This window comes from Bacteroidota bacterium, from assembly GCA_016183775.1.
Classification (GTDB): domain Bacteria; phylum Bacteroidota; class Bacteroidia; order JABDFU01; family JABDFU01; genus JABDFU01.
Genome location: JACPDY010000003.1, coordinates 1 through 24,919, shown reverse-complemented (window position 1 = coordinate 24,919; position 24,919 = coordinate 1). Strand labels below are relative to the sequence as shown.

Genomic DNA, 24,919 nt, shown 5'->3' with positions numbered 1-24,919 from the left:
CGACAGGCTCAACGAACAGTTTCGACAGGCTCAACGAACAGTTTCGACAGGCTCAACGAACAGTTTCGACAGGCTCAACGAACAGTTTCGACAAGTTTGTTTCCGCTGGTTAACGAGCGTTATTTTCTACCGTACCCTGAGCTTGTTGAAGGGTACCTTTCTGAGCATAATTTTTAGATAATTCCGGCAACTTTTCATATTCGCCATTAATCAAAGCTTCTTTCTTTTTCCTACTCCATCCTTGCACTTGCTTTTCACGATAGAACGCTTCGTCTATTCTTTGAAATTGCTCACAATAAACCAATTCAACCGGTAAATACTTTTTTGTGAAATTAGCACCCTCTCCATTCTGATGCTGTTGTAACCGCCGTTGCAAATCATTTGTACTTCCGGTGTAATACAAACCGTTTGCACATTTCAAAATATACATGAATCCAATCATCATTCTTCTTTCAATGCCTCGTTTCGACAAGCTCAACGACCCAGTTTCGACAAGCTCAACGACCCAGTTTCGACAAGCTCAACGACCCAGTTTCGACAAGCTCAACGACCCAGTTTCGACAAGCTCAACGACCTTCATTTTCTCACCGTACCCTGAGCCTGTCGAAGGGTACTTTTCATTTCAAAATTTCTCTAAACGGTATCCATAAAACTCCGCTCCACTTTATTGAACATGAGCAAACCTACAAATAAGGAAATAACTGTAAAAGATACGCTATATAATAAATATACAGACATAGTCCCCTGGTGAAACAACGCAAATCTGAATGCTTCCATAATATAGGTCATAGGGTTAATTATGATAAGCCATTTGTAACTTTTATCGGCAATAAATGATAACGGGTACACCACGGGTGTGGCATACATAGCCAACTGTATACCGAATCCGATCAATACAGAAAAGTCGCGGTACTTTGTTGTTAGTGCCGAAATAATAATTCCCAAACCCAAACCGAGTCCCGCCAGAATAATAAGCAAGGGGAATATCAATAACCATGACCACCCGAAATAAAAATGATCACCCTTTATTATCGCGAACCAAATCATTACAACGATGAGCAACAGGAACTGTATCCCGAATTTCATTAAGTTTGAAATGACGGTGGATATTGGTGAAACGAGACGGGGAAAATAAACCTTACCAAAAATTCCGGCATTACTGCCAAAAGTATTGGAAGTACCCATTAAACAGGATGAAAAATAGTTCCATAGGGTAATGCCGCTCATATAAAACAGAACAGGATTAATTCCATCGGTAGGTATCCTGGCAATTTTTGTAAACACCAGCAGGAATATGGCAGTTGTAAAAAGCGGCTGGATAAAATGCCATAAAGGACCAAGTATAGTTTGCTTATAGGCTGCTACAAAATCGCGCTTAACAAACAACCCGATCAGATCACGATAACGCCAAACATCCTTCAGATTTAAATCGAATAAAGAGTAGGAGGGCTTTATTATATGCGTCCAGTTTTCGTCCGATTGTTCTTTAATGCTCATTGTAAATTATCCCTGGGATTTAATCCCGAAAATTGATTTCCATGAAAATCCTTTTTTATTTTTAGCCATGTCATCGCTATAATAACCGTAACCATAGCCATAAGTGCCTCCATAACCATAACCGTAACCATAACCATAGCTTCCGTAACCCCATCGCTCCTGCTTGAGGTCATTAACAACAATGCCCAGGTTCTTTGTTTTTCCTTCCACAAAGTGCTGGTTGATTGCATGCAACTGTTTGCGTTTGGTGTAAAACTGGCGCACCACATACAAATTCGCGTCAGCAAACGAAGTGATCAGCAATGAATCGGTGACCAGGCCAAATGGCGCGGTATCAATAATAACAACATCGTATTTTTCTTTGGCTTTATTAATCAATTCCTCAGTAGCAGAACTTCCCAATAGTTCGGCCGGGTTAGGCGGCACCGGCCCGGAAAGGATAATATCAAGGTTCTCGAGATTAGTTAATTGTATGACCTCCTCAAATGTGGCTTTGTTTATTAAATAATTACTCATCCCGATGTTATTATTTAATCCGAAATCCATGTAAATTTTCGGGCGGCGGAGATCGGCACCCAGCAATAAGGTCTTTTTTCCGGAGAGCGCATAAATAGATGCCAGGTTTATGGCGCAAAACGTTTTGCCCTCTCCACTAACCGATGAGGTTATTACAACCACTATCTTATCCTTGCCGGCTGTCATATAACCAAGGTTTGTACGTACACCACGGAATGCTTCAGATATAACCGATTTAGGACTATCGATCACCACATTACTTGAACCCTTGTTGCTGTGGCCAATGATCCCGATTATAGGTATTTTCGTAACCGTTTCAATATCGTTCTTATCAATTATACTGGTATTAAAGAAGAGGATCAACAAAACCACCCCGGCGGCGATCGCTATGCCGGATGAAATATAGGTAGTGTAAATAGTACCCGGAGGCACTCCGGTATAAGATACCCTGTACCTGCTTGCCCAATCCAATACCTGTACTTTTGAAATATTGGCTGCTTTGGCAATGCTTGCTTCAGAGCGTTTTTGCAGCAAATAGGTATACAAACTATTACTCAGAGTATATTTTCGCTGGATTGTGGTGTATTGACGCTGTGCGGGAGGAATTATAGAAAGTTTACCTTCGGCTTTTAAGAGTTGGTCATCCAGTTGCTCCATATCGAACTTTAGCTTTTCAATTACCGACCTGATATTCTCAGCAAGAATTTGCTTAACTAATGCTATTTCAATAAGTAACTGCTGATAGCTAGCGCTTTTATCTGTCATAGAAAAATTATACCCGGATCTTTGTGCATACAAATTCATTAGCTTATTAATGTTAGTTGACATTATTCCATAATGTCCATCACCATCAACTATGGAGGGAATTATAAGTCCTTTTGAATCATCGTTTTTAGTAATGTAATCCAGGATGTATTTATAGTAGTTTAAGTTAAACTGAATATTGATCTTTTGACGTTCCAGTTCAACAATACTGCCTACCAAAAGATCGTCCTCTTTAATAGTAAGTTTTTTGTTATTAAGATCCGTGCTGAATGATTGCATATCATCTTCAGAAACTCCCAATGAATCAGAAATACTTCTCAACTGCCTATCAACAAATGTCAGAGTATTAGTTACGGTCATACTCGCCTGTTCTACACCATGTTGGATATATACATTTATTAACCCATTAATAAAATCAATTGTTTTTTGAGTATTTGTGCCTGATGAGGACAAAACAAGTATTGAAGACTCTTTTACCTCCACATTAAGGCCAATATTTCCAAGATAAGAGACGGCAAGATCGTCCATATTATTTATCCTGAAACTATAAAGTTTTTTATTAAATTCCGGGGTATATACCTGCTTAAGTTTGATCTCAATTATATTATCGTCAATCTTAAACGGGTCATTGAATGAATACTCAAGACCTACTTCATCCTCAAATCTGCGCTCCGATATCAGAAATTTATCGCCAGAAATAATCTTAAAATAAAATGTCCTGTTATATACACTCTTTCCTATGGTATCCCATTCAACAACAAATGGAGCTTCTTTATATAACTCGGTGGTTTTTATATTCCCTATATCGTTATATGTAACCCTAAAATCGGGCAAACCATCCATTACCTTACGCATTATCGGAAATGAACGTATGATCCCTATTTCATTTACAAGGCGATTACGGGCGCTCACCAACTCCATACCGTGCAAAAAATACTCCTGGCCCCAGGAAGAAAACTCATCCTTTATTAAAATACGGGCATTCACATTATATGTTGGAATATTGTAACGAACTTTATAATAAGCTATGGAATAAGATAACACTAAAGCAATTACGAATAAATACCAGTATTTTATCGATTTAAATAAAAACGATTTAACACTAATGTTTTCAGGCTTGGTATTAATATCGGGGCCGGTACTATTCACTCTAATATGTTTTAATGACAAATACTACAAACAGAACAACCAAAAACCTAAAATTACAGCCTGCAAAGGTAACTATTTTAATAATAGGGAGTTAAACTATTATAATTTAGGTAGTAATCAGGTATTTGTACCTTTGGAAAAAGTTCAAGGTTCAAGGTTCAAGGTTTAAGGTTCAAGGTGATATGAATCGAAAAATCTATGTTCTTTAATTCAACCTCTTTAGAGTTGTTTAAAAATTTTTCTACCAAGATTCCATCCCTACAGGATTTTAATAGCTCCGTTAGGAGCGAAATCTTGGTAGAAAATTAAAACCCAATGATTCGAAGCCCCATCGGGGCGACATAACATTTATTTTATATGAAATTTAAACAGTCTCTTATATAGGCAGCATAAACCTTGTTTTTATTCAAAAATTAATGCTACAAATTTTTAAATATGTTCAAAAAGCCCATACTGTTATATCAAAATAAGAAATTTTAGACAGCTTCTTACCCTAATTTAGAAACACGCATTGAACACGGAACTTTGAACTTTGAACCATTCTAAATAATGGATTTTTACAAAAAAAACAAAGGCCTTATTATTTTCCTACTCCGGGCAGCAGGTATTTACCTGGCATGGTATATTATTTATAATGGCTGGCTTTATAAAAATGGGGTTATTGACAAACTGCTTATCAGCCACCTGGTAACTACTACTTCACTTGTGCTTAAAGCAATGGGGTTTACTGTTTTTACAGAAGGCCGTTTAATTGGCCTCGTTGATAGCTCCGGACTTATTGTTAATCAGCCTTGTGACGGGTTAAGTTTATTTGTATTGTTTACAGGGTTTATTATGGCTTATCCGGGCAAGCTGGGATCAAAATTCATTTTTATTCCCATAGGACTTATAATAATTGATTTGGTAAATATTATTCGAATTATAGTACTGGTGATCATTGTAAAATATTCGCCCCAATCGCTTGAGTTCAATCACAGTTATACATTTACGCTTATTATGTACGTGATCATTTTTTTAATGTGGGTGATTTGGATCAGGAAAGGGACGAGGGACAAGGGACAAGGGGCGAGTGAAGGGAAGAGCTAAAGGGGACGCAGGAATGACATTAAAAACGTATCTTAAAATTTTCAACTTCGATGAGGAATGAGGCCTTTCATGAATACCAAATCTAAAAATATCACATTCGTTTTGATGGTACTCTTCCTCTTTGCCATTAGTTATGCCAGAGACACTTTATTTATCTTACTAAATGCGGCAGTTGAACAGCAATCAACCAATTATGCGAATACTCCGACTCCCGATTTTCTTAAAAACCTAGATCTTTCTCAACTCAAAAAACTGAAGTGGACGATGGCCATAGTCTTTTCCGCTTCATTTATGTTTATTTCAACCATTGCTATTCACCTTTATTTTGGCAAGAGGTATTTTACCCGTTTAGTTATTATTCTGTACCTCGTATTAGGCGTGACCGGCCTGGCGGCTGAATTACTGAAACACACGGTTAAACTACCTCTTCTTATGTCCAGGATTATACATATTCCCGAAACCATTATTCAGTCTCCCCTTGTATTGCTATTGTTGTTTTCGAGCCTTCTTTTTTACACTTTGCCGGTAAATAAATAAACATACGCCGATTCAGTAAATCTGTGAAAGGCAAACCAGCTAATGCCTGGCATAAGCTTCATAGTAATACGCATTAAGAAATAATCACAAAGATCAAAGACCGGTAAGTTTTCATTTTATTTATAATCAGAGACTGTTTAAATTTCATATAAAATAAATGTTATGTCGCCCCGATGGGGCTTCTTCTACCAAGATTTCGCTCCTAACGGAGCTATTAAAATCCTGTAGGGATGGAATCTTGGTAGAAAAAAATAAATAATTTTTAAAGCCCTGTAGGGGCGACATATAACATTTCAAATAGATAAATTTTAAACAGTTTCTCAGTAAGTCAAATAAATTTAATTTTTACACAAACGAAACATTAACGGTAAAGCATACGTATAATTCAGCAATATCTGGTATTTTTTTATATATTTGAACCCTTGATTAACACCCCATATCAACAAAAAACAACTTATCAAATAAAATAAAGCCAATGGAAACAATACCTAATTCAACAGCTAAAATGGCCTTCACTTGTTTTTGCGTAAGTCCTAAGTTTATAAATATTAAAAAACATTATATCATGAAGCTTACGCTATTTTATATTTCTGTTCTTTTTTTAGTTCTGACAACAAATGGATTTTCGGCTGCTATTAGCAGTACAGTGTCTGGCGGAAATTGGAATACTGCAGGTACATGGGTTGGAGGGGTTATTCCCGGAGCTGGTGATGATGTAACAATTGTTGACGGGGCGACTGTTAATGTTGATGTAACAACTTCTTGTCTGTCATTGACTATTAGCGCAGATGGAAGTGCGAGTGCTTTTGCAGGTTTAATTGTTAATTCCGGTGTTACATTTACCGTTATTGGAAATGTTGATCTTAGCTCAAGTGGAGGTAGTAACTGCATTCCGTCTCTTGAAACCAGTACAAGCGCAACTTCGGTTTTAATAGTTCAGGGCGATATCAACTTTAATAATTTTGATGACACTGAAATACCAACTTTAACAATAAAGAACGCCAGTACTTTACAAATTGCCGGTAATTTTAACCTTAATACTCTGAATGCGACTGTTGATTTCGGGATAGTGAGCAGCCTGGTTGAATATAACGGATCAGGAGCCCAAACTATTATTGCACCTACCGCTAATGGGTATGGGAAACTTAAATCATCTGGTACCGGTGCAAGGATTCTTGACCCAACGACAACAATTAATATAAAAAACAATTCAGCTACTTGCTTTGATCCGGGAACAAATAGTTATACAATAACCGGAAGTACGATAGCATTTTCTGGAAGTGGAAGTCAAACTATTCCGGTTTTCAATTACAATAACTTAACAACCAGCGGCAGCAGAGGAGCAAATTCTATTACTCTCACTGCAGGGACAATTGGAATTGCAGGGACATTTAACAATAGTGCTACATTTACAACAGGAGGTTATATTCCAACCGGAAATACGATCAATTTTAATGGCACAGGCAATCAAACCATCCCTATGCCTGCTACCGCACTTTATGATAATATTACTTTTAATTGCACAGGTGGAATAGGGGCAACTTTAGCAGCAGCTGTTAGTGCAACAAATGTAGCAGGAAACATTACTGTTGAAACAGGAAAACTTGATAACGGCGGTTTTGCAATAGCAGGGAATGGAGCCGCTACTTTCCAGGTTAATAATGGCACAACTTTTACACTAAGCGGTTCTTCATCATTTCCAACGGGCTTCGGAACCACTACTTTACAAGCTACCTCTACGGTTGATTATAATGGTGCCGGGGCACAAACTATTGCCGCGCTTACTTATGGTAACTTAACTTCTTCTAACAGTGGTGGGAGAACATTGGCAGCAGGAACTATCAATATTACGGGAACATATACAACATCCAACACCTCCTCCTATACCGTTGCGGGTAACACAGTTAATTTTAATGGCGGATCGGCACAAACCATTCCTATGAATTCCGCCCAATCATATAACAACATAACAATAAACAACACATCAGGCGCCAACCTTGGTGCCGCAGTAACCGCTACGAATGTTGTGGGTAACATTACAGTTGAAGCCGGCACATTAGGAAATGGTGGTTTTGCAATGACCGGAACCGGCGCCAATACATTCCAGGTTAATGATGGAACCACTTTTCAGCTTACAGGAAGTTCGGCATTTCCTACAGGCTTTGGTACTGTAACCCTGCAACCCACAGCTTTGGTTGATTACAATGGAAGCGGCTCACAAACAATAGCAGCCAGAAGTTATACAAATCTTATGTCATCCAATACCGGGGCACGTACACTTGGCTCCGGAACAATAGATATCTCAGGAACGTATACGATCAGCAATGTGTCTTCAAGCTATACTGTTGCCGGTAACACGGTTAACTTTAATGGCACTTCAGCACAAACCATCCCAATGAGCAGCGCTGCTATTACATTATATAACTCTATTACAACAAACAATACAGCCGGAGCAACTCTTGGAGCATTGGTAAACGCCACAAATGTTGTAGGCAATATAACCGTTGTAACAGGCTTTATGGATAACGGAGGCTTTGCCATAACCGGAAATGGCAGCGCAACTTTACAGGTAAACGATGGCGCCACATTAAAATTGACGGGCACCTCCACTTTCCCTTCAGGTTTTGGAACAACTACATTGCAAACAACCAGCAGCACAGTCGATTATGCAGGTACAACACAAACTGTTTCAGGCACGCCAACCTATCAACATTTAACAATATCCGGAAGCGGAACCAAAACACTTGGCGCAGCGCTTGATGTAAACGGAACGCTTACTATTTCGGCAGGCACACTTGATGCTGGTGGCTTTTTGATGACACTTGCCGGCGATTTTACCAATAATGCAACTTTTACTCACAGCAACAACACTGTTGAATTTAACGGCTCAGGAACACAGACCGTTGGCGGATCGGCTACAAAAACAACCTTCTACAATATGAAAGCAAGTACGAGCGCGCATACTGTAAACATGGCCAATAACGCTGACCTGATAAACAAGATAGATATCATTGACGGGGCTACATTTGACGCGGATGGTACAGGAAATGACAAAACATTTACTTTAGTTTCAACATCAACCAAAAACGGAAACACTTTTACAGGCGGCGGGACCGCTCAAGTGGGTGACCTGAGTGCAGGAACTTTCCTGGGTAATGTTACATATCAGCGTTATATGGACGGATTTACAGAATGGCGTTCATTAGGTTGTCCTATACAGTCAGAAGCTATTTCTGATTGGGATGCAACAATATATACAAGCGGCTTTACCGGATCAGACGATCCAGCCAGTGGTTTTATATCAGTTTATACTTTTAATGCCGGATCTCAAACCTATACAGCCGCAGCTAATACAACAGATCCTATTTCAGCTGATAACGGAACTGTTGATGGCAAAGGTTTTTTAGCCTATATAGGCAATACTTCCCCGGGCACTGTTACTACTCCCGTAACATTAATTAATACCGGAACGATTGTTAGCGGCACTAAAACTCCTGCTGTATCTTTAAGCTATAATTTATTGGCAAACCCTTACCCTGCACCGCTTTCATTTACCAATTTTTATGCTACCAATAGCGGGTCTTTGAATAACGACTTTTATTATGTTTACGACTACTACACAGGCGGTTTTGACACCTGGGATGAAAGCATGGGAACCAGCACAAATGGCCGTACCAGCGGCACGATTGCTAACGGGCAGGGCTTTTATGTTGATGTATCAACAGCAGGAACATTAACTTTTAATGAAACCCATAAGGCAACTACACCAGATGGAAATTTTCTGAAACTGGCTGCATCCGTTTACAAAAAAATGCGCCTTACAATATCAAGCGTTTCAGCAACACCTTACACCGGCTCCATGCTTGTCGCTTTTTCTCCGGTTACTGCAGATGGTTATGACATTAAAGAAGATGCACTCGCCATGAATCCGTTCGCATGGAACGCGCCAACACTTACGTCCCTTTCAACCGATGGAAAAAATCTTGTCATCAACAAAATGGCTGATCTGACAAAAGGATATAGCATTCCAGTGAAGGCTAAAGTTGGTGTAACCGGCACCTACAAAATTACCGCCCCTGACTTAAGTGAAATAGGCGGATGTATTACACTGGAAGATAAACTTACCGGAATAACCACGGACCTGCTAAGCACCAATTCCTACACATTTTCGATCAGTGATACTACCCAGGCGCCCCGCTTTGTGCTTCACATTTCAAACCCTGTTGCAGCCTCTTTCTCCGCAAACGATACTACAGTAGATGTGGGAGTACCTGTTGTATTTACCAATGCTTCTACAGGTGCAACTTCATACCTTTGGGATTTTGGCGATTCGAATACTGATAATGTTCAGAGTCCGACCCATACCTATACTGCGGCGGGCGATTATACTGTAAAATTAACCGCTTCAAATGGCAGCTGCAGCTCAAACACAACTACCATAATTGTTCATGTAACAAGTCCGCTTGGAATTAATAACTCTGCTGCAAACAACAACGACATCGCTCTAATTACCAATGGCAATGGCACATTTGTTAAACTTGACCATGTAACAGCAGGTGTTATTGAGGTGTTTGACCTGTTGGGCAAGAACATTCATTCTCAGAGCTTCAGCGGAAATCACAAACTGGAGCAGATCAATATGTCGGCTATTGGCAATGGAATTTACCTTGTGAAGGTGTCCACTAGCGAAACTACACTAATCAAGCGCATATTTATCGGTAACTAAAAAAAAATATCTACTTTTGAGCAGATAAATAAATTAAAATGAAAAAGGGCTTAGTTGTATTGTCGGTATTATTGATATTATTAACACCAACTTTAACCAGTACACTGTTTGCGCAGCCCCCCGGCCCTCCGGGTGGAACAACCTCACCGGCCTGTTGGCCGCCTCCCTGTGTCCCTATTGACGGAGGTATCAGTTTCCTCATTGTAGCAGGGATCGGATTGGGAGTAAAAAAAGCCTACGGATCAAGAAAAAGAATTTAAAAGAAAAAGCCCCCAAATTTAGGGGGCTTTTTCTTTTAACATTTCTCCTCGAAAATTCTTAAAGATTATCTACTTTTGGTGAGTCAAATACATCATTCATATGAAGAAGGATACACTTATTTTTGAATATATTAAGGAAGAATTGCACCGCCAGACCTACGGGATTGAGTTGATCGCTTCCGAAAACTATGTAAGCGACCAGGTGATGAAAGCTATGGGCTCCTGCCTGACAAACAAATACGCAGAAGGGCTTCCGGGCAAACGATATTACGGAGGCTGTGAAGTGGTTGACAAGGTTGAACAGCTCGCAATTGATCGTGCCAGACAATTGTTTAACGCTGAGTGGGCCAATGTTCAGCCTCATTCGGGCGCACAAGCTAACGCCGCTGTCATGCTGGCTATTCTTAAACCGGGAGATACTATCCTGGGATTTGATCTGTCGCATGGCGGTCACCTTACACATGGCTCGCCGGTTAATTTTTCAGGAAAATTATACAGGCCTACTTTTTACGGCGTTGAAAAAGAAACCGGCCGCATTGATTACGACAAAGTTGAAGCGAAAGCTATCCAGGAAAAACCAAAATTGCTTATTTGCGGTGCATCTTCCTATTCACGTGATTGGGACTATAAACGGTTCAGAGCCATTGCAGATAAGGTTGGCGCTTTGCTGATGGCAGATATATCACACCCATCGGGCCTTATTGCCCGTGGCCTGATGAATGATCCGATGCCGCACTGCCATATTGTAACAACAACTACCCATAAAACTTTACGCGGACCAAGGGGCGGGATGATCATGATGGGAAAAGATTTTCCAAACCCATGGGGGCTAACCACACCCAAAGGAGAAATTAAAACAATGTCGGCATTGCTGGATGCCGCTGTTTTCCCCGGCACACAAGGCGGACCGCTTGAACATGTAATTGCCGCTAAAGCGGTGGCTTATGGTGAAGCATTAGCAGACAGTTTCATGAAATACACATTACAGGTAATTAAAAATGCGAAGGTAATGGCACAGTGCTTTGTTGATAAAGGATATGGGGTTATATCAGGAGGAACTGATAACCATTGTATGTTGATCGACCTGCGCTCAAAGAACCTCACAGGCAAACAAGCTGAAACGACTCTTGTAAAAGCCGATATTACAGTAAATAAAAACATGGTGCCTTTTGACGATAAATCACCTTTTGTTACTTCAGGTATACGTGTGGGAACCCCTGCTATTACTACACGTGGTTTAAAAGAAAAAGACATCCCTGCAATTGTTGACCTGATCGATGAAGTACTTATGAATATGGATAACGAAACTGTTATCGGCCAGGTTAGAAAAAAGGTAAACACGAAGATGAAAAAACATCCTTTGTTCGTGTAAACACCATCCCGTCATTACAAAACGGGAAAGAGAAAATTACATTTATTTGTAATCAAACTATATTCTTGAAACGCTATCTATTTCTGACAGGAGCTACTGCTGTCATTATCCATTTTGCCCTTATTTTATTTTTTTGCTTTCCGCAATATTCCAACTATTCACATTTACTGAATATTTCAAAAAGGTACGTGTTCCCTGTATTCAATCAGAACTGGCAAATGTTTGCTCCTGAGCCACCGATGGGCAGCCGCAATTTGTATTACAGATGCCGATTCGACAACAACAACTATTCTCCATGGATAGATCCCGGAAAGTCCTTACTGGAAAAGCATCAGGCTAATCGCTTTTGGAACTATGGCAAACTGTTCAATATCTACGAAAGCATTCATCGCGAGTTAAAGTATCTCGACACAAACACGGATTACGGGATGAAAAAGGATCATACAAAACCCGACTCAACACAAGCTGAACGCAGTAGACGAATTATTAAAACCCCGCAATATAAGATGGCGTTTAAGTATTTTTCAACCCAGGCCTCAGCATATTTTACGGATAAGAAAATTAAACGCATCGAGTTCATATATGTGGCTTCTACATTTCCTCCTATTGAAAATAAAACAGCCAAAAAAAAATACGAATTAATTACTTTTCCAACTATTGACCTTGAAGACAACAATAACTAAATATATAGACCTCACTGAAGCATTATTCACAGAAAAAGTGAATACGCCTCATACTATTCTTCTTTTTAAGAAAGCTGTTTACCTCTATATTATTCTAAATGGACTGATCAGCCTGCCCATTGCTTCGCAAATATGGAGCGTTGATGCAAACATGATCCATTATTACCCACAGGATAACTTTGCAATTAAACTGATTAACATTCTGTCACGACCAGGAATAAATAATTACTACTGGTATTTTGTTATTGGTCAGTTAACCTGTGCAACTGTAGCTTTATTTGGGTATCTAAAACGCCTGATGGGTATACTGCTCTATTTTATAAGTGTTAATCTTTATTATAATGCCGGACTTATACAAAATGGGGGAACTAACCTGTTAGTGATTACATTATTTTATATGATTTTTATGAATGAAGCTGCCGGACAACAGCAAAACAACAAAATAAGGACGTTCGAAATAACAGCTACCAATTTTGCTTTTTTAGCTGCCAAAATACAGGTTTGTCTGCTTTACTTTGTTTCAGCGGTGTATAAACTGTATGGTTCTCATTGGATGGATGGCTCAGCACTGTATTATGTATTGAATATGGATGAATATAGTACAAGCTGGATCCAAAAAAATATCGCGAATACAGACTGGCTTACAATACCTGTCACCTACTTTACGCTAACCTTTCAAATGCTGTTCCCCGTTACCGTATGGATAAAAAAATTCAAACCCCTTACACTATGGGTTGGCGTTGTATTTCATGTACTTATTATTTTTATGATGGGAATTACTGATTTCGGCTTGATCATGCTGATCATGTATTTACTATTTGCAAGTGATGCAAAAAGCAAAATGGCTTTAAATACACTAAAAATCGCTTAGATACCCGTTACAAATTGTAACTTTGAGAAAATTGATGCAATATGATAAAGCCAATTGACCCGAGATTAAAATCATGGATCCCGGTTAGTGAAAATTGTGATTTCCCGATACAAAATTTACCTTATGGCATTTTCAGAACTGCCGGAAACAAGCCATGTGTTTGCGTGGCAATTGGAGATCAGGTACTGAATCTTGCTGCCGTGGCCAAGCTTGGCTATTTTAATCAGTTAAAATTCGACACAAAGGTTTTTTCGAAAGATAACCTCAACGATTTTATTTCACTCGGACAGCCGGTTTGGCGAGCCGTCCGTAATCGGATTTTTAATTTACTGAATGCCGACAGGGCAGAACTGAGAGACAATGTTGAAGCACGTCAAAAGGTACTTCTTCCAATGAATGAGGTAGAACTACTTTTACCGGTAAAAATAGGCGACTACACAGATTTTTATTCCAGCATTGACCATGCTACAAATATGGGCAAAATGTTTCGCGACCCTGCCAATGCTCTTTTACCAAACTGGAAACATATCCCGGTTGGCTATCATGGGCGAGCTTCATCTATTATTGTTTCAGGCACTAATTTTCACCGTCCTAAAGGCCAGACAAAACCAGCAGACGCGGAGATCCCGGTTTTTGGGCCAAGCAAACTACTCGACTTTGAACTTGAAACAGCTTTTATTATTGGTAAATCAACGCAGCTTGGTGAAACAGTGTCAACAGCCAAAGCGGATGACCATATTTTCGGAATGGTATTACTTAATGATTGGAGCGCCCGTGATATACAGTCATGGGAGTACGTTCCGCTGGGGCCATTCCTCAGCAAAAATTTTGCTTCAACAATTTCACCATGGGTAGTTACGCTCGATGCCCTGGAACCCTTCCGTACTGAAGGCTACAAACAGGAACCTAAAGTACTTCCCTATCTTGAATATTCAGGTAAAAAAAATATTGACATTAATCTTGAAGTATTCATTCAGCCTGAAGGCCGGCAGCCTCATAAAATATGTACCTCTAATTACAAATACATGTATTGGGTAATGGAACAGCAACTGGCACATCATACCGTAAATGGCTGCAACATTAATATAGGTGACATGATGGCTTCAGGCACTATCAGCGGCCCTGAAGAAGGGTCATTCGGATCGATGATGGAGATCGCATGGCGCGGCACCAAACCGGTCAAGCTTCCGGATGGCAGCGAACGTAAATTCATTAATGATGGTGATACGGTAATAATTAAAGGCTACTCAGTTAAAAATGGTGTGCGTATTGGGTTCGGAGAATGTAAAGGGACCGTACTTCCGGCTACTTAAACATAAATATTCTATACAGCGTACAACGAAGCTTATGCGACAACCTGCCTGCATCGCTTTCGCGTAGCTTCAGCAGAGCAAAGCCGGCAGACAAGGTTCATTAAACAAAATCTTTATTTTACGATACTTTCAAAGGTTTAAATATCGTCGGAGCAATGAGCGTAATAGTAAACCCATTTCAATAAGGGCTTCCGAATACCCTCGTTTTTTATTAAATTTGCATTGTATGGAACAGGCGCTAAATATTGACTTAGAGCAGGAGAAAAAGGAGATTCTGAAACGTTACCGCGATCTTTTAAAAGCCTCCCGAAGACGAATGGAGAAGGGCGACAAGATCCAGATCCGCAAGGCATTTGAATTGGCTGTTGAAGCGCATAAAGAAATGCGCAGAAAATCAGGTGAACCATACATCTACCACCCCATTGCTGTCGCACATATTTGCGCTGAAGAGATCGGGTTGGGAACCACTTCGATCATTTGCGCGCTCCTTCATGATGTTGTAGAAGATACCGATATAACACTTGAAGAGATAAGCGGCATGTTCGGCGAAAAGGTCGCCAGGATCATTGACGGACTCACTAAAATATCAGGAGTGTTCGATCAAACTTCATCCCTGCAAGCCGAGAATTTCCGCAAAATGCTGCTCACCCTTTCCGATGACGTGCGGGTAATACTCATTAAGCTGGCCGATCGTCTTCACAATATGCGAACTTTGCAGTCGATGAAGCGCGAGAAGCAGCAAAAGATCGCTTCTGAAACACTATACCTGTATGCTCCCCTCGCCCATCGCCTTGGATTAAATGCCATTAAAACAGAACTGGAAGATCTCGGTTTAAGATATACCGAACCGGAAGTGTTCGAGTCCATTACCCAAAAGTTAAAAGACACTGAACCCGAACGAAAAAAATACATTCAGAAATTTATTGAACCTATTAAAGAGATACTGGATGAACAGGGCTTTAATGCCAAAGTATTCGGACGTCCAAAATCCGTTCACTCCGTATGGAGCAAAATGAAAAACAAAGGCGTTCCGTTCGAAGAGATATACGACCTCTTTGCCATACGTATCATTACCGATTCTGACGTTGATAATGAAAAAACAGACTGCTGGAAAATATACTCTATCATAACCGATTTTTATCACCCAAGTCCCGATCGCCTCCGCGATTGGATATCCATGCCCAAAGCAAACGGCTACGAATCGCTGCATACCACTGTCATGGGACCTGATGGAAAATGGGTGGAAGTTCAGATACGCAGCGAGCGCATGGACGAGATCGCCGAAAAAGGTTATGCGGCGCACTGGAAATATAAAGGTTCATTGGCTGAAAACCAGCTGGATGACTGGATCAAAAAAATACGCGAATTGCTTGAAAGTCCGGAAGAGAACGCGATGGATTTCATTGACGACTTTAAATTAAATCTTTTCGCCGAAGAAATATTCGCCTTTACCCCGAAAGGAGAAATGAAAACACTTCCTGTTAACTCAACGGCTCTTGATTTTGCTTTTGATATTCATACCAAGGTGGGCGAACAATGCATTGGCGCCAAGGTGAATCATAAATTAGTTCCCCTGAGTTACAAATTAAAAAGCGGCGACCAGGTTGAAGTGATCACATCGGGCAAGCAAACGCCCAAGGAAGACTGGCTGAATTATGTTGTTACAGCCCGCGCCAAATCGAAAATAAAAAACGCCCTCAAAGAAGAAAAACGTAAAGTGGCCGAAATGGGGAAAGAAATACTCCAGCGCAAATTGGACCATATTAAGATCGAACTCAATAACCAGGTAGCGAACGAACTCGCGAATTTTTACAAACTACCCAGCAGTCTTGAACTGTACTTCCGTGTGGCCAAAGGCTCGGTTGATTTTCGGCTATTAAAAGAATACGCGGAGAACCGTTCCAAATACTCAGGGAAAGGACAGGCACGGCCCGAAAGATCATCGCTCGAAGAACTTGTTACTATTGCCCGCGGCAAAAGTGACATGCTTGTTCTCGGTGAAAACCTGCAAAAAATTGATTATAAACTTTCAACCTGCTGCAACCCGATCCCGGGCGACGATGTGTTTGGCTTTATAACCGTTGGCGAAGGCATAAAGATACACCGCACCAATTGCCCCAACGCCATTCAGTTAATGTCAAACTACGCCTACCGTATTGTTAAAGCAAAATGGACCAACCAGGAAATGATCTCATTCCTTGCAGGTGTGAAACTGATCGGCTTTGATGAAGTTGGCATTGTAAATAATATCACAAAGATCATATCGAACGACATGAACGTAAATATGCGGTCGATCAGCTTTGACAGCAATGACGGAACATTTGAAGGCACAATAATGGTCTTTGTTCACGACACCGATCACCTTACCCAGCTCACCGAAAATCTTAAAAAAGTGCCGGGAATTCTGAATGTATACAGGATTGATTCTAACCAGTAGGTTCTCGACTGCGCTCGAACGGACCCTACTCCGCCCGAACCGGGGCATACGAAAATAGCCACAAATTGTTCGTTTCGACAGGCTCAACGAACAATTTTCCCTGCACCCTGAGCTTGTCGACGGGTGCAAGTAAGATTTGTCGTCTACCCCTAATTCGGGCTTGTTGAGAACGATATTTTTTTTACCTTTAAACAGCTTTATACAGCTGAAAAATGATCCGCCAGGAAGTCAAAGAAACTGTTAAAAAAATATTTACTGAATTCCTCGAAAGGAACAGCCATCGCAAAACACCCGAGCGATTCGCGATTCTGAATGAGATTTATTCTCATGAAGGGCATTTCGACATTGAATCATTGTACATACAAATGAAAAACAAAAAGTACAGAGTGAGTCGTGCCACACTTTATAACACTATTGAAATACTGCTGGCCTGTAATTTAGTTACCAAGCACCAGTTTGGAAAAAACATAGCACAGTTTGAAAAATCGTTCGAATACAAACAGCACGATCACCTGATCTGTGAAGATTGCGAAAAGGTGTTTGAATTTTGTGATCCACGCATTCAGCAAATTCAAAAAATGACCGGCGACATTTTAAAATTCAATATCACACATCACGCACTTACATTTTATGGAAAGTGCAGCAATTTGCATAAGAGTGGTTCATGTGAACACATGTCGAATAAAGCATCCTCTAACAAAACACTAAAAACACAAACAGCATGAACTTTGAATACACTCACGATAAAGTAGATGATATCAATTTGTTTGTCCTTAAAGGTGAACTGATCGATAAAGGACAAGCCCTGCCGTTCCTTTATGAAGTTGATAAATGTATTGAAAAAAAGGACAATAAATTCATTCTTAACCTGATCGATCTTAAATACATGAACAGCAGCGGACTGAATATTCTTATCAATATTCTGACCAAATCACGCAAAAGCGGCGGAGATGTGGCTATATCGGGTTTGTCAAAAAAAGTTCATGAGCTACTGTCAATCACCAAACTCAACAGTATTTTCAATATTGCTGACTCTGTTACTGAGGCGGCGGAGAAGCTGCATTCTTAATTTTTTATCAAAATTCAAATCGAAATAAAATGAAAGTAGATGTATTGTTGGGCCTTCAATGGGGCGATGAAGGCAAAGGAAAAATTGTTGATGTGCTAACGCCAAAATATGACATCATTGGTCGTTTCCAGGGCGGCCCGAATGCAGGCCATACGTTGGAGTTCAATGGCATAAAACATGTCTTACACACAATACCATCAGGTATTTTTCACGAGAAGTCTGTTAATATTGTGGGCAATGGCGTGGTAATCGACCCTGTTATTTTTAAAAAGGAAATTGACGCGCTTAAAAAATTAGGTGTTGATGTAAGATCAAGATTACTTTTATCAAAGCGTGCGCACCTTATATTACCTACGCACCGGCTAATTGACGCTGCCTCTGAAGCTGCTAAAGGCAAAGAAAAAATTGGTTCCACACTTAAAGGTATTGGCCCCACCTACATGGACAAAACCGGGCGCAATGGCTTGCGCGTTGGTGATATCACCATGCCGAATTTCCCTGAAAAATATAAATCACTGGTTGAAAAACACAAGCAGCTTCTTAAATACCATGATTTCCACTACAAACTTGAAGAGCTGGAACCTGCATGGTTTGAAGGTATTGAAATGCTTAAAACCCTCCAGCATATTGAGAGTGAACATTACATTAACCAGGCACTGATCAATAAAAAATCAATTTTAGCTGAAGGAGCTCAGGGTTCAATGCTTGACATTGATTTTGGTTCCTATCCTTTTGTAACATCATCAAGCACCATATGCGCCGGCGCATGTACCGGTTTGGGTATCGCTCCAAATAAGATCGGGGAAGTGTTCGGAATTTTCAAAGCCTACTGTACACGTGTTGGAAGCGGCCCCTTCCCTACTGAATTAAATGATGCTGTAGGTGAAAAAATGAGAAAGATCGGGAATGAATTCGGATCAACAACCGGCCGTCCCAGACGCTGCGGCTGGCTCGATCTGCCCGCACTGAGATATGCCATCACAATTAACGGAGTAACACAACTGCTGATGATGAAAGCCGATGTATTAAGCAACTTCGAAACCCTTAAAGTTTGTACGCATTACAAATACAATGGCAAAGTGATCGACTATCTGCCCTATGATATCTCACCGGAACACCTGGAACCCGTGTACAAAGAGGTGAAAGGCTGGAATAAGGACCTGACGGTACTTACACAGCAAGGTCAATTGCCTGAGGAATTGAATAATTATATTCACTTTATTGAGAGTGAAGTAAATGTTCCGATCACTATTGTTTCGGTTGGTCCCGACCGTACACAAACAATACTTCGCAACAAGGTTTTGGCATAATATGTGTTATTTAAACACACAATGAATACAAAACGATCTATTTCTTTTGCGTTGTTGCTTTTGGTCATGTCCACCCGAACTGTCGCCCAGGAAAAGAGAACAATTGAATTACTGCACGCGAATTCACTGGAATTCGACAAAAGATTAGGTGTTGATGCCAAACGTCTGATCGGAAATGTATCCTTTAAAGATGGTAACACAATCATGAATTGTGACAGTGCCTACTTATACAATAATAATTCCGCAGATGCATTTGGTCACATTCACATCACCAATAACGATGGTGTTAACGCCTTTGGTGAATTACTGAAATATGACGGCAACACCAAGATGGCCGAGCTTCAGAAAAATGTAAAACTGACCGATAAGGATATGACACTCACCACAAATATCCTGTTCTTCGACACAAAAAACAATACCGCCACTTACCACGGAGGCGGAACGATAATAAGCAATGAAAATACACTTACAAGCGACAATGGATACTATTTTACCGTGACCAAAGAACTTGCTTTCAAAAAAAATGTCGTACTGGTTAACCCGCGTTATACCATGAACAGCGACACCTTACATTACAATACCGTATTAAAAACCACGCGATTCATCGGCCCTACAACTATTAAAAGCCAGCAGGATTTTATTTATTGTGAAAACGGATTTTACAATACCATTACAGATATCGCGCAATTCAATAAAAACGCTTACCTCATCAGTAAAAATCAAAAGCTAAAAGGAGACAGCCTTTACTACGACAAAAAAAACGGGATAGGAAAAGGCTTTAAAAATATTTCCATTACAGATACTTCTCAAAACATTACGATCACCGGTGATTATAGCTACAGTAACGAATTTACCAACACAGCGCTTGTTACAGGTCACGCTTTAATGAGCCAGATCAATGACAAAGACACACTGTTTATTCATGCGGATACATTACGGGCGGAGAATGAGCAAAGGTCAGAAGTCAGAAGTCAGAAGTCAGATTATGGAGACAAAAATAAAATAGTTAGTAAAAAGCAGCTGGCAGCAGGCAATAAACAAAGCATAAAACCTGAAACCAAAAAACCTGAAACCAAAAAGGATAGTGTATACAGGATATTAAAAGCTTATCACAAAGTGAAAATCTACAAATCGGACCTGCAAGGTAAATGTGATTCGCTCGTATATACGTACCGCGACTCGGTGATGCGGTTATATATAGATCCGGTATTATGGTCGGAGAAAAGCCAGCTCACAGCAGAACATATTGAACTTAAAACAGGAAAAGGCATGCTAAAAAGCATGCTCCTGACCAATACAGCATTTATTATTTCGCAGGAAGACAGTCTGCGTTTTAACCAGATAAAAGGTAAAGTAATGCATGGGTATTTTTCCGATAACAAACTGTACAAAATAAAAGTTGAAGGAAACGGGCAGACTATTTATTACGGAAAGGATAAAGACAAATATATCGGAGTGAACAAAGCCGATTGCTCAGACCTGTTAATATTCCTGAAAGACAGCCAGGTTGATAAAATCACATTTATTAAAAAGCCGGATGCCACTCTTTATCCGATCAATGAACTGCCTCCCGGCGAATTATTACTAAAAGATTTTGTATGGAAGATCAAACAACGTCCCGGTTCATTCAAAGATATTTTTGTCTGGCAATAGGAATATGCAGTTATATTATTGCCGGTTATAAAAACCGGCAAAGGTTCTTCTTAAATTTGTGATATGCGCATTGTTGTTTTAACATCCCGCTTTCCATTCCCGCTCGAAAAGGGTGACAAACTGCGCATATACAATCAAATAAAACAACTCAGTAAAAAAAATGAAATCATCTTAATTGCTACCACTTTTCATAACATCAATGCCGAACAACTAAATGAATTAAAAAAATATTGCAAAACAATACATGTCTTTAAAATCAATGTACTCCATCAGCTGATCAACCTGTTCCGCGCTTTGTTCAATGCGCTGCCATTCCAGGTAGGTTTGTTTTTCAGACCTTCATTCAAAAAACAAATCAATAAAATAATTGCCGATACCGAACCCGATGCCATATACTGTCATCTTATACGCATGTCGGAATACGTAAAGGACATCCGAAACATACCTAAAACACTCGACTACATGGATGTTTTCTCCAAAGGTATGCAACGCAGGGCTGAACGATCCAACTATTTCATGAAACAAATAGCATTAATGGAATATAGGCGCTTATTGAAATATGAGAAAGTAATTTTTGACCATTTTGATCAAAAGGTAATTATATCGGAGCAAGACAAAGAATTACTTCCGCACCCCGACAGAAACAAAATACATATTATAGAAAATGGTGTTGATGGCAGTATTTTTAAGCCTCTTATTACCGAAAAAAAATACGACCTTTTATTCACGGGTAACATGAGCTATCCTCCAAACATTGAATCTGCTATTTATGCTGCGACTGAAATTCTGCCTGAAGTGCATAAAATAAACCCGAATGTAAATTTATTAATTGCCGGAATCAACCCAAGCAGTGCCGTGCGCAGCCTGCGATCTGATAAAGTTCATGTAGTTGACAACTTCAAGCATATCCGTGATGCGTTTGCCATGAGCAGGATCAACCTGGCTCCAATGCTTATCAGTATAGGTCTGCAAAATAAAATACTCCAGGCTATGGCCATGAAAATCCCCAACATATGTTCCTCATTGGCCAACAACGCGGTAAAAGCTGTTGATGGCGAAACCATCATTGAAGCAAACACACCCGAACAGTATGCACAGAAGATCACAGAGCTTTTAGACAATACCCAAAAGGCTACACAAATAGCCAATAAAGCCTATGATTTTGTTTTGAAACGTTTTGATTGGGAAGCCCAGAATGAAAGGCTGGAACGGATCATTCTCTCCTGAACTCCGCGCAAATAATAGCAGCAGCTATTGCTGCGTTTAAAGATTCCGGTTCTCGCGCGTTATCCGTAAAGTGTGTATGATCAGGCCTGCCTGCCGGATAGGCCGGTATTGTGATTTTATCCGTAAGAAGTGATGTGACCTTAGCTGAGATACCTTTGCTTTCGTTCCCAATCACAACAATACCTTTATTACTTAATTTTTTTGAATAAATACTCTCTCCATCCAACACAGCCCCAAAGATCCGGAATCCTGTCTTTGCCTGAGCGCTTGATCCTTTTATGACATTGCCAATATCTTCATAAAAAACATTCACCCTCGCGATCGATCCCATTGTTGCCTGTACCACTTTTGGGTTATAACAATCAACAGTATTTATTGAGCAAACAATATTCTCCACTCCAAACCAATCCGCCACACGGATGATTGTCCCCATATTCCCCGGGTCCTGAATATCATCTAAAACAAGAGTTAATTTATCCTTTAATGATTCTATATCCAGCTTCCTTTCAGGAATCTCCGCTACAGCCAATACTTCATTAGGTGTAGTAAATGATGATACCTTCTTCAACTCCTCCTCACTAACATCAAATATATTTATCACATTTTTCCCTAAACGTTGAACCCTGAACCCTGAACCCTCAACCCTGTAAAGCTCAACAACCTTAATATCGCTGTTCAACAATTCTTCCACAACTTTAATACCTTCAGCAATAAACAAATTGTAATCCTGCCGACCTTTTTTAGTTTGTACTTGCTGTAAAATTCTGATCTTATTTTTAGAGAGCTTCAATGCGTATATTTGTATGTGACATCTGTTAAATCAAAGCAAATGTAAATCTATTTTATTTTGCAGTTGAAAAAAATTATATTCCTTTCCGTTTCGTTTATAGCATTATTTATATGCTCGTGTGGCCCCACCCGCAAACTTACTGAGGGACAGCACCTTCTCTCTGAAGTAAAGATCTCTGAAGATAAAAATGCAATTGACAAAAGTGAAATTGAAGCCTACATTAAGCAAAAGCCCAATCGCAAGATCCTTGGAGCCATTCGCTTCCATCTCTGGCTTTACAACCTGGCTAACGAAGAAAAAGTTAAACAAAAAAAAGAAGCCTGGCTACGGAAAAGAGAAGCAGAAAACAGTATCAGGATTGCTAAAGGCAAGAAACCGAAGCCTGCCGACAAACAATTATTTGGTGAATGGCTTATGGAAGTTGGTGAAGCGCCTGTTGTATATGATTCTATACTTTCCCGCAATTCTTCAAAACAAATACATTTATTTTTAAACGGCAAAGGCTATTTCTATAATACTGTTCGTGATTCGGCCGTACTTAAGCATAAGCGTGCTAAAGTTATCTACAATATTGAAGCGGGCAAACCATATAAAATACGGAAGATAAACTACGAGATCGACGATCAGCAGGTAAACTATTATGTAATGCTTGACACAGTGAATTGCGCTATAAAACCCCGGCAAAATTATGATGTTGATATCCTTCAGAAAGAACGAGAAAGGATCACCCGAATGCTCAACAACAACGGGTATTTTTATTTTTCAAAGGAATTCATTTATTTTAAAGTAGACAGCTCGCTTAAAAGTAACCTGCTTGATATTACCATAGGTATCAAAAAAAATACAACTTCACTCGCCGATCACCCTGATTCTCTTATTGAAACCCCACATCAAAAATTCCATATCAATAACATATACATTGATACTGAATTTGATAGCCGATCTAAGAGCAAGATTAAAAAAGACTCCCTGCATATTAAAAATTATTCTATCCTGTTCAGGGATAAATTAAAATTCAAACCATTCGTTATACTTGATGCCACCTTCATTGAAAAAGGTGAGATTTACCAAATCAGCAATGGTGAAGCTACATACAGACGTTTGTCGGAATTACGTGCCTTCCGTTATGTTAACGTTCAGTTTCTAAAGACTCCCGGCACCATAGATTCGCTGGACTGCTATATTTTATTAAACCCGGTATTGAAACAATCTGTCACAATTGAAACAGAAGGCACCAATACGGGTGGCAACCTTGGTGTAGCGGGCAGCCTTGTTTATCAGAACAAAAATGTATTTAAAGGCGCTGAGATATTTGAAGCCAGATTAAGGGGAGGTCTTGAAGTTCAGCGCCTGCTTAACCAGCAGGGAGGCAGTAGTAATATAGATATCAAAAAGGGCATCCCTTTTAATACACTTGAGTTTGGTCCTGAAGTAAACCTTTACGTTCCCCGGTTTCTCTTTCCTTTCAAAATTAAAGCCTCCAAAAGTTCCAACCCAAAGACCATTTTTAATGTAGCCTATAATTTTCAACAACGTCCTGATTATACCAGGGTTATTAATAAAATTGCATTTGGTTATTCATGGAAAGAATCATCTACCAAAAGTCATCTCATCAATCCAATAGAGATCAGTTTTGTACAGGTTGACCTGAAGCCCCA

General features: G+C 39.8%; 19 protein-coding genes. 15 read left to right on the top strand and 4 right to left on the bottom strand.

The window, feature by feature from the left end:
* Positions 1 to 109: 109 nt before the first annotated feature.
* From HYU69_00670 to HYU69_00660, 3 genes are all read right to left on the bottom strand, one after another.
* The gene (locus HYU69_00670) at positions 110 to 442 is read right to left on the bottom strand and encodes a GIY-YIG nuclease family protein (GenBank protein ID MBI2268849.1); all 333 of its coding nucleotides are present in this window, start codon (positions 440 to 442) and stop codon (positions 110 to 112) included.
* A 191-nt stretch (positions 443 to 633) separates the two neighbouring features.
* Positions 634 to 1,497, bottom strand: a complete 864-nt coding sequence (locus tag HYU69_00665; GenBank protein ID MBI2268848.1) for an ABC transporter permease — start codon at positions 1,495 to 1,497, stop codon at positions 634 to 636.
* Between the two features lie 6 nt (positions 1,498 to 1,503).
* The gene (locus HYU69_00660) at positions 1,504 to 3,927 is read right to left on the bottom strand and encodes a polysaccharide biosynthesis tyrosine autokinase (GenBank protein MBI2268847.1); all 2,424 of its coding nucleotides are present in this window, start codon (positions 3,925 to 3,927) and stop codon (positions 1,504 to 1,506) included.
* A 549-nt stretch (positions 3,928 to 4,476) separates the two neighbouring features.
* On the opposite strand from HYU69_00660, the gene HYU69_00655 reads away from it, so the two are divergent.
* The 14 genes from HYU69_00655 (at position 4,477) to HYU69_00590 (ending at position 22,471) form a co-directional block, all read left to right on the top strand.
* Positions 4,477 to 5,013: an archaeosortase/exosortase family protein gene (locus HYU69_00655; GenBank protein ID MBI2268846.1), complete on the top strand. Its 537-nt coding sequence runs from the start codon at positions 4,477 to 4,479 to the stop codon at positions 5,011 to 5,013.
* A 69-nt stretch (positions 5,014 to 5,082) separates the two neighbouring features.
* A complete protein-coding gene (locus HYU69_00650; GenBank protein MBI2268845.1) occupies positions 5,083 to 5,550 on the top strand; it encodes a hypothetical protein in 468 nt (155 codons plus the stop codon).
* 475 nt (positions 5,551 to 6,025) lie between these two features.
* Complete coding sequence (locus tag HYU69_00645) at positions 6,026 to 10,276, top strand: PKD domain-containing protein (GenBank protein MBI2268844.1); 4,251 nt, start codon at positions 6,026 to 6,028, stop codon at positions 10,274 to 10,276.
* Positions 10,277 to 10,314: 38 nt separating this feature from the next.
* A complete protein-coding gene (locus HYU69_00640; GenBank protein MBI2268843.1) occupies positions 10,315 to 10,536 on the top strand; it encodes a hypothetical protein in 222 nt (73 codons plus the stop codon).
* A gap of 91 nt (positions 10,537 to 10,627) precedes the next feature.
* Positions 10,628 to 11,908 carry a serine hydroxymethyltransferase gene (locus HYU69_00635; GenBank protein MBI2268842.1) on the top strand — a complete coding sequence of 427 codons (1,281 nt, stop codon included), beginning with the start codon at positions 10,628 to 10,630 and terminating at the stop codon, positions 11,906 to 11,908.
* Positions 11,909 to 11,973: 65 nt separating this feature from the next.
* Positions 11,974 to 12,591: a hypothetical protein gene (locus HYU69_00630; protein ID MBI2268841.1), complete on the top strand. Its 618-nt coding sequence runs from the start codon at positions 11,974 to 11,976 to the stop codon at positions 12,589 to 12,591.
* Positions 12,572 to 13,462, top strand: a complete 891-nt coding sequence (locus tag HYU69_00625) for an HTTM domain-containing protein (protein MBI2268840.1) — start codon at positions 12,572 to 12,574, stop codon at positions 13,460 to 13,462. The genes HYU69_00630 and HYU69_00625 overlap by 20 nt, the downstream gene beginning before the upstream one ends.
* 41 nt (positions 13,463 to 13,503) lie before the next feature.
* Positions 13,504 to 14,775, top strand: coding sequence for a fumarylacetoacetase (gene fahA / locus HYU69_00620; GenBank protein ID MBI2268839.1), 1,272 nt, complete (start codon positions 13,504 to 13,506; stop codon positions 14,773 to 14,775).
* Between the two features lie 226 nt (positions 14,776 to 15,001).
* On the top strand, positions 15,002 to 17,212 hold the full coding sequence (locus tag HYU69_00615) for a bifunctional (p)ppGpp synthetase/guanosine-3',5'-bis(diphosphate) 3'-pyrophosphohydrolase (GenBank protein MBI2268838.1): 2,211 nt from the start codon (positions 15,002 to 15,004) through the stop codon (positions 17,210 to 17,212).
* Between the two features lie 212 nt (positions 17,213 to 17,424).
* A complete protein-coding gene (locus tag HYU69_00610) occupies positions 17,425 to 17,937 on the top strand; it encodes a transcriptional repressor (protein ID MBI2268837.1) in 513 nt (170 codons plus the stop codon).
* Positions 17,934 to 18,281: an STAS domain-containing protein gene (locus HYU69_00605; protein MBI2268836.1), complete on the top strand. Its 348-nt coding sequence runs from the start codon at positions 17,934 to 17,936 to the stop codon at positions 18,279 to 18,281. Before HYU69_00610 ends, HYU69_00605 begins: the two co-directional genes overlap by 4 nt.
* 29 nt (positions 18,282 to 18,310) lie before the next feature.
* Positions 18,311 to 19,591 carry an adenylosuccinate synthase gene (locus HYU69_00600; GenBank protein ID MBI2268835.1) on the top strand — a complete coding sequence of 427 codons (1,281 nt, stop codon included), beginning with the start codon at positions 18,311 to 18,313 and terminating at the stop codon, positions 19,589 to 19,591.
* 21 nt (positions 19,592 to 19,612) lie between these two features.
* A complete protein-coding gene (locus HYU69_00595; GenBank protein MBI2268834.1) occupies positions 19,613 to 21,244 on the top strand; it encodes an organic solvent tolerance protein OstA in 1,632 nt (543 codons plus the stop codon).
* A 63-nt stretch (positions 21,245 to 21,307) separates the two neighbouring features.
* Entirely contained in the window at positions 21,308 to 22,471 is a 1,164-nt protein-coding gene (locus HYU69_00590) for a glycosyltransferase (GenBank protein ID MBI2268833.1), read from the top strand.
* Here the strand turns inward: HYU69_00590 and HYU69_00585 are convergent.
* Positions 22,458 to 23,261: an RNA methyltransferase gene (locus HYU69_00585; protein ID MBI2268832.1), complete on the bottom strand. Its 804-nt coding sequence runs from the start codon at positions 23,259 to 23,261 to the stop codon at positions 22,458 to 22,460. The genes HYU69_00590 and HYU69_00585 overlap by 14 nt on opposite strands.
* 63 nt (positions 23,262 to 23,324) lie before the next feature.
* On the opposite strand from HYU69_00585, the gene HYU69_00580 reads away from it, so the two are divergent.
* On the top strand, positions 23,325 to 24,919 hold a 1,595-nt coding region (locus HYU69_00580; protein ID MBI2268831.1), incomplete at its 3' end, for a hypothetical protein.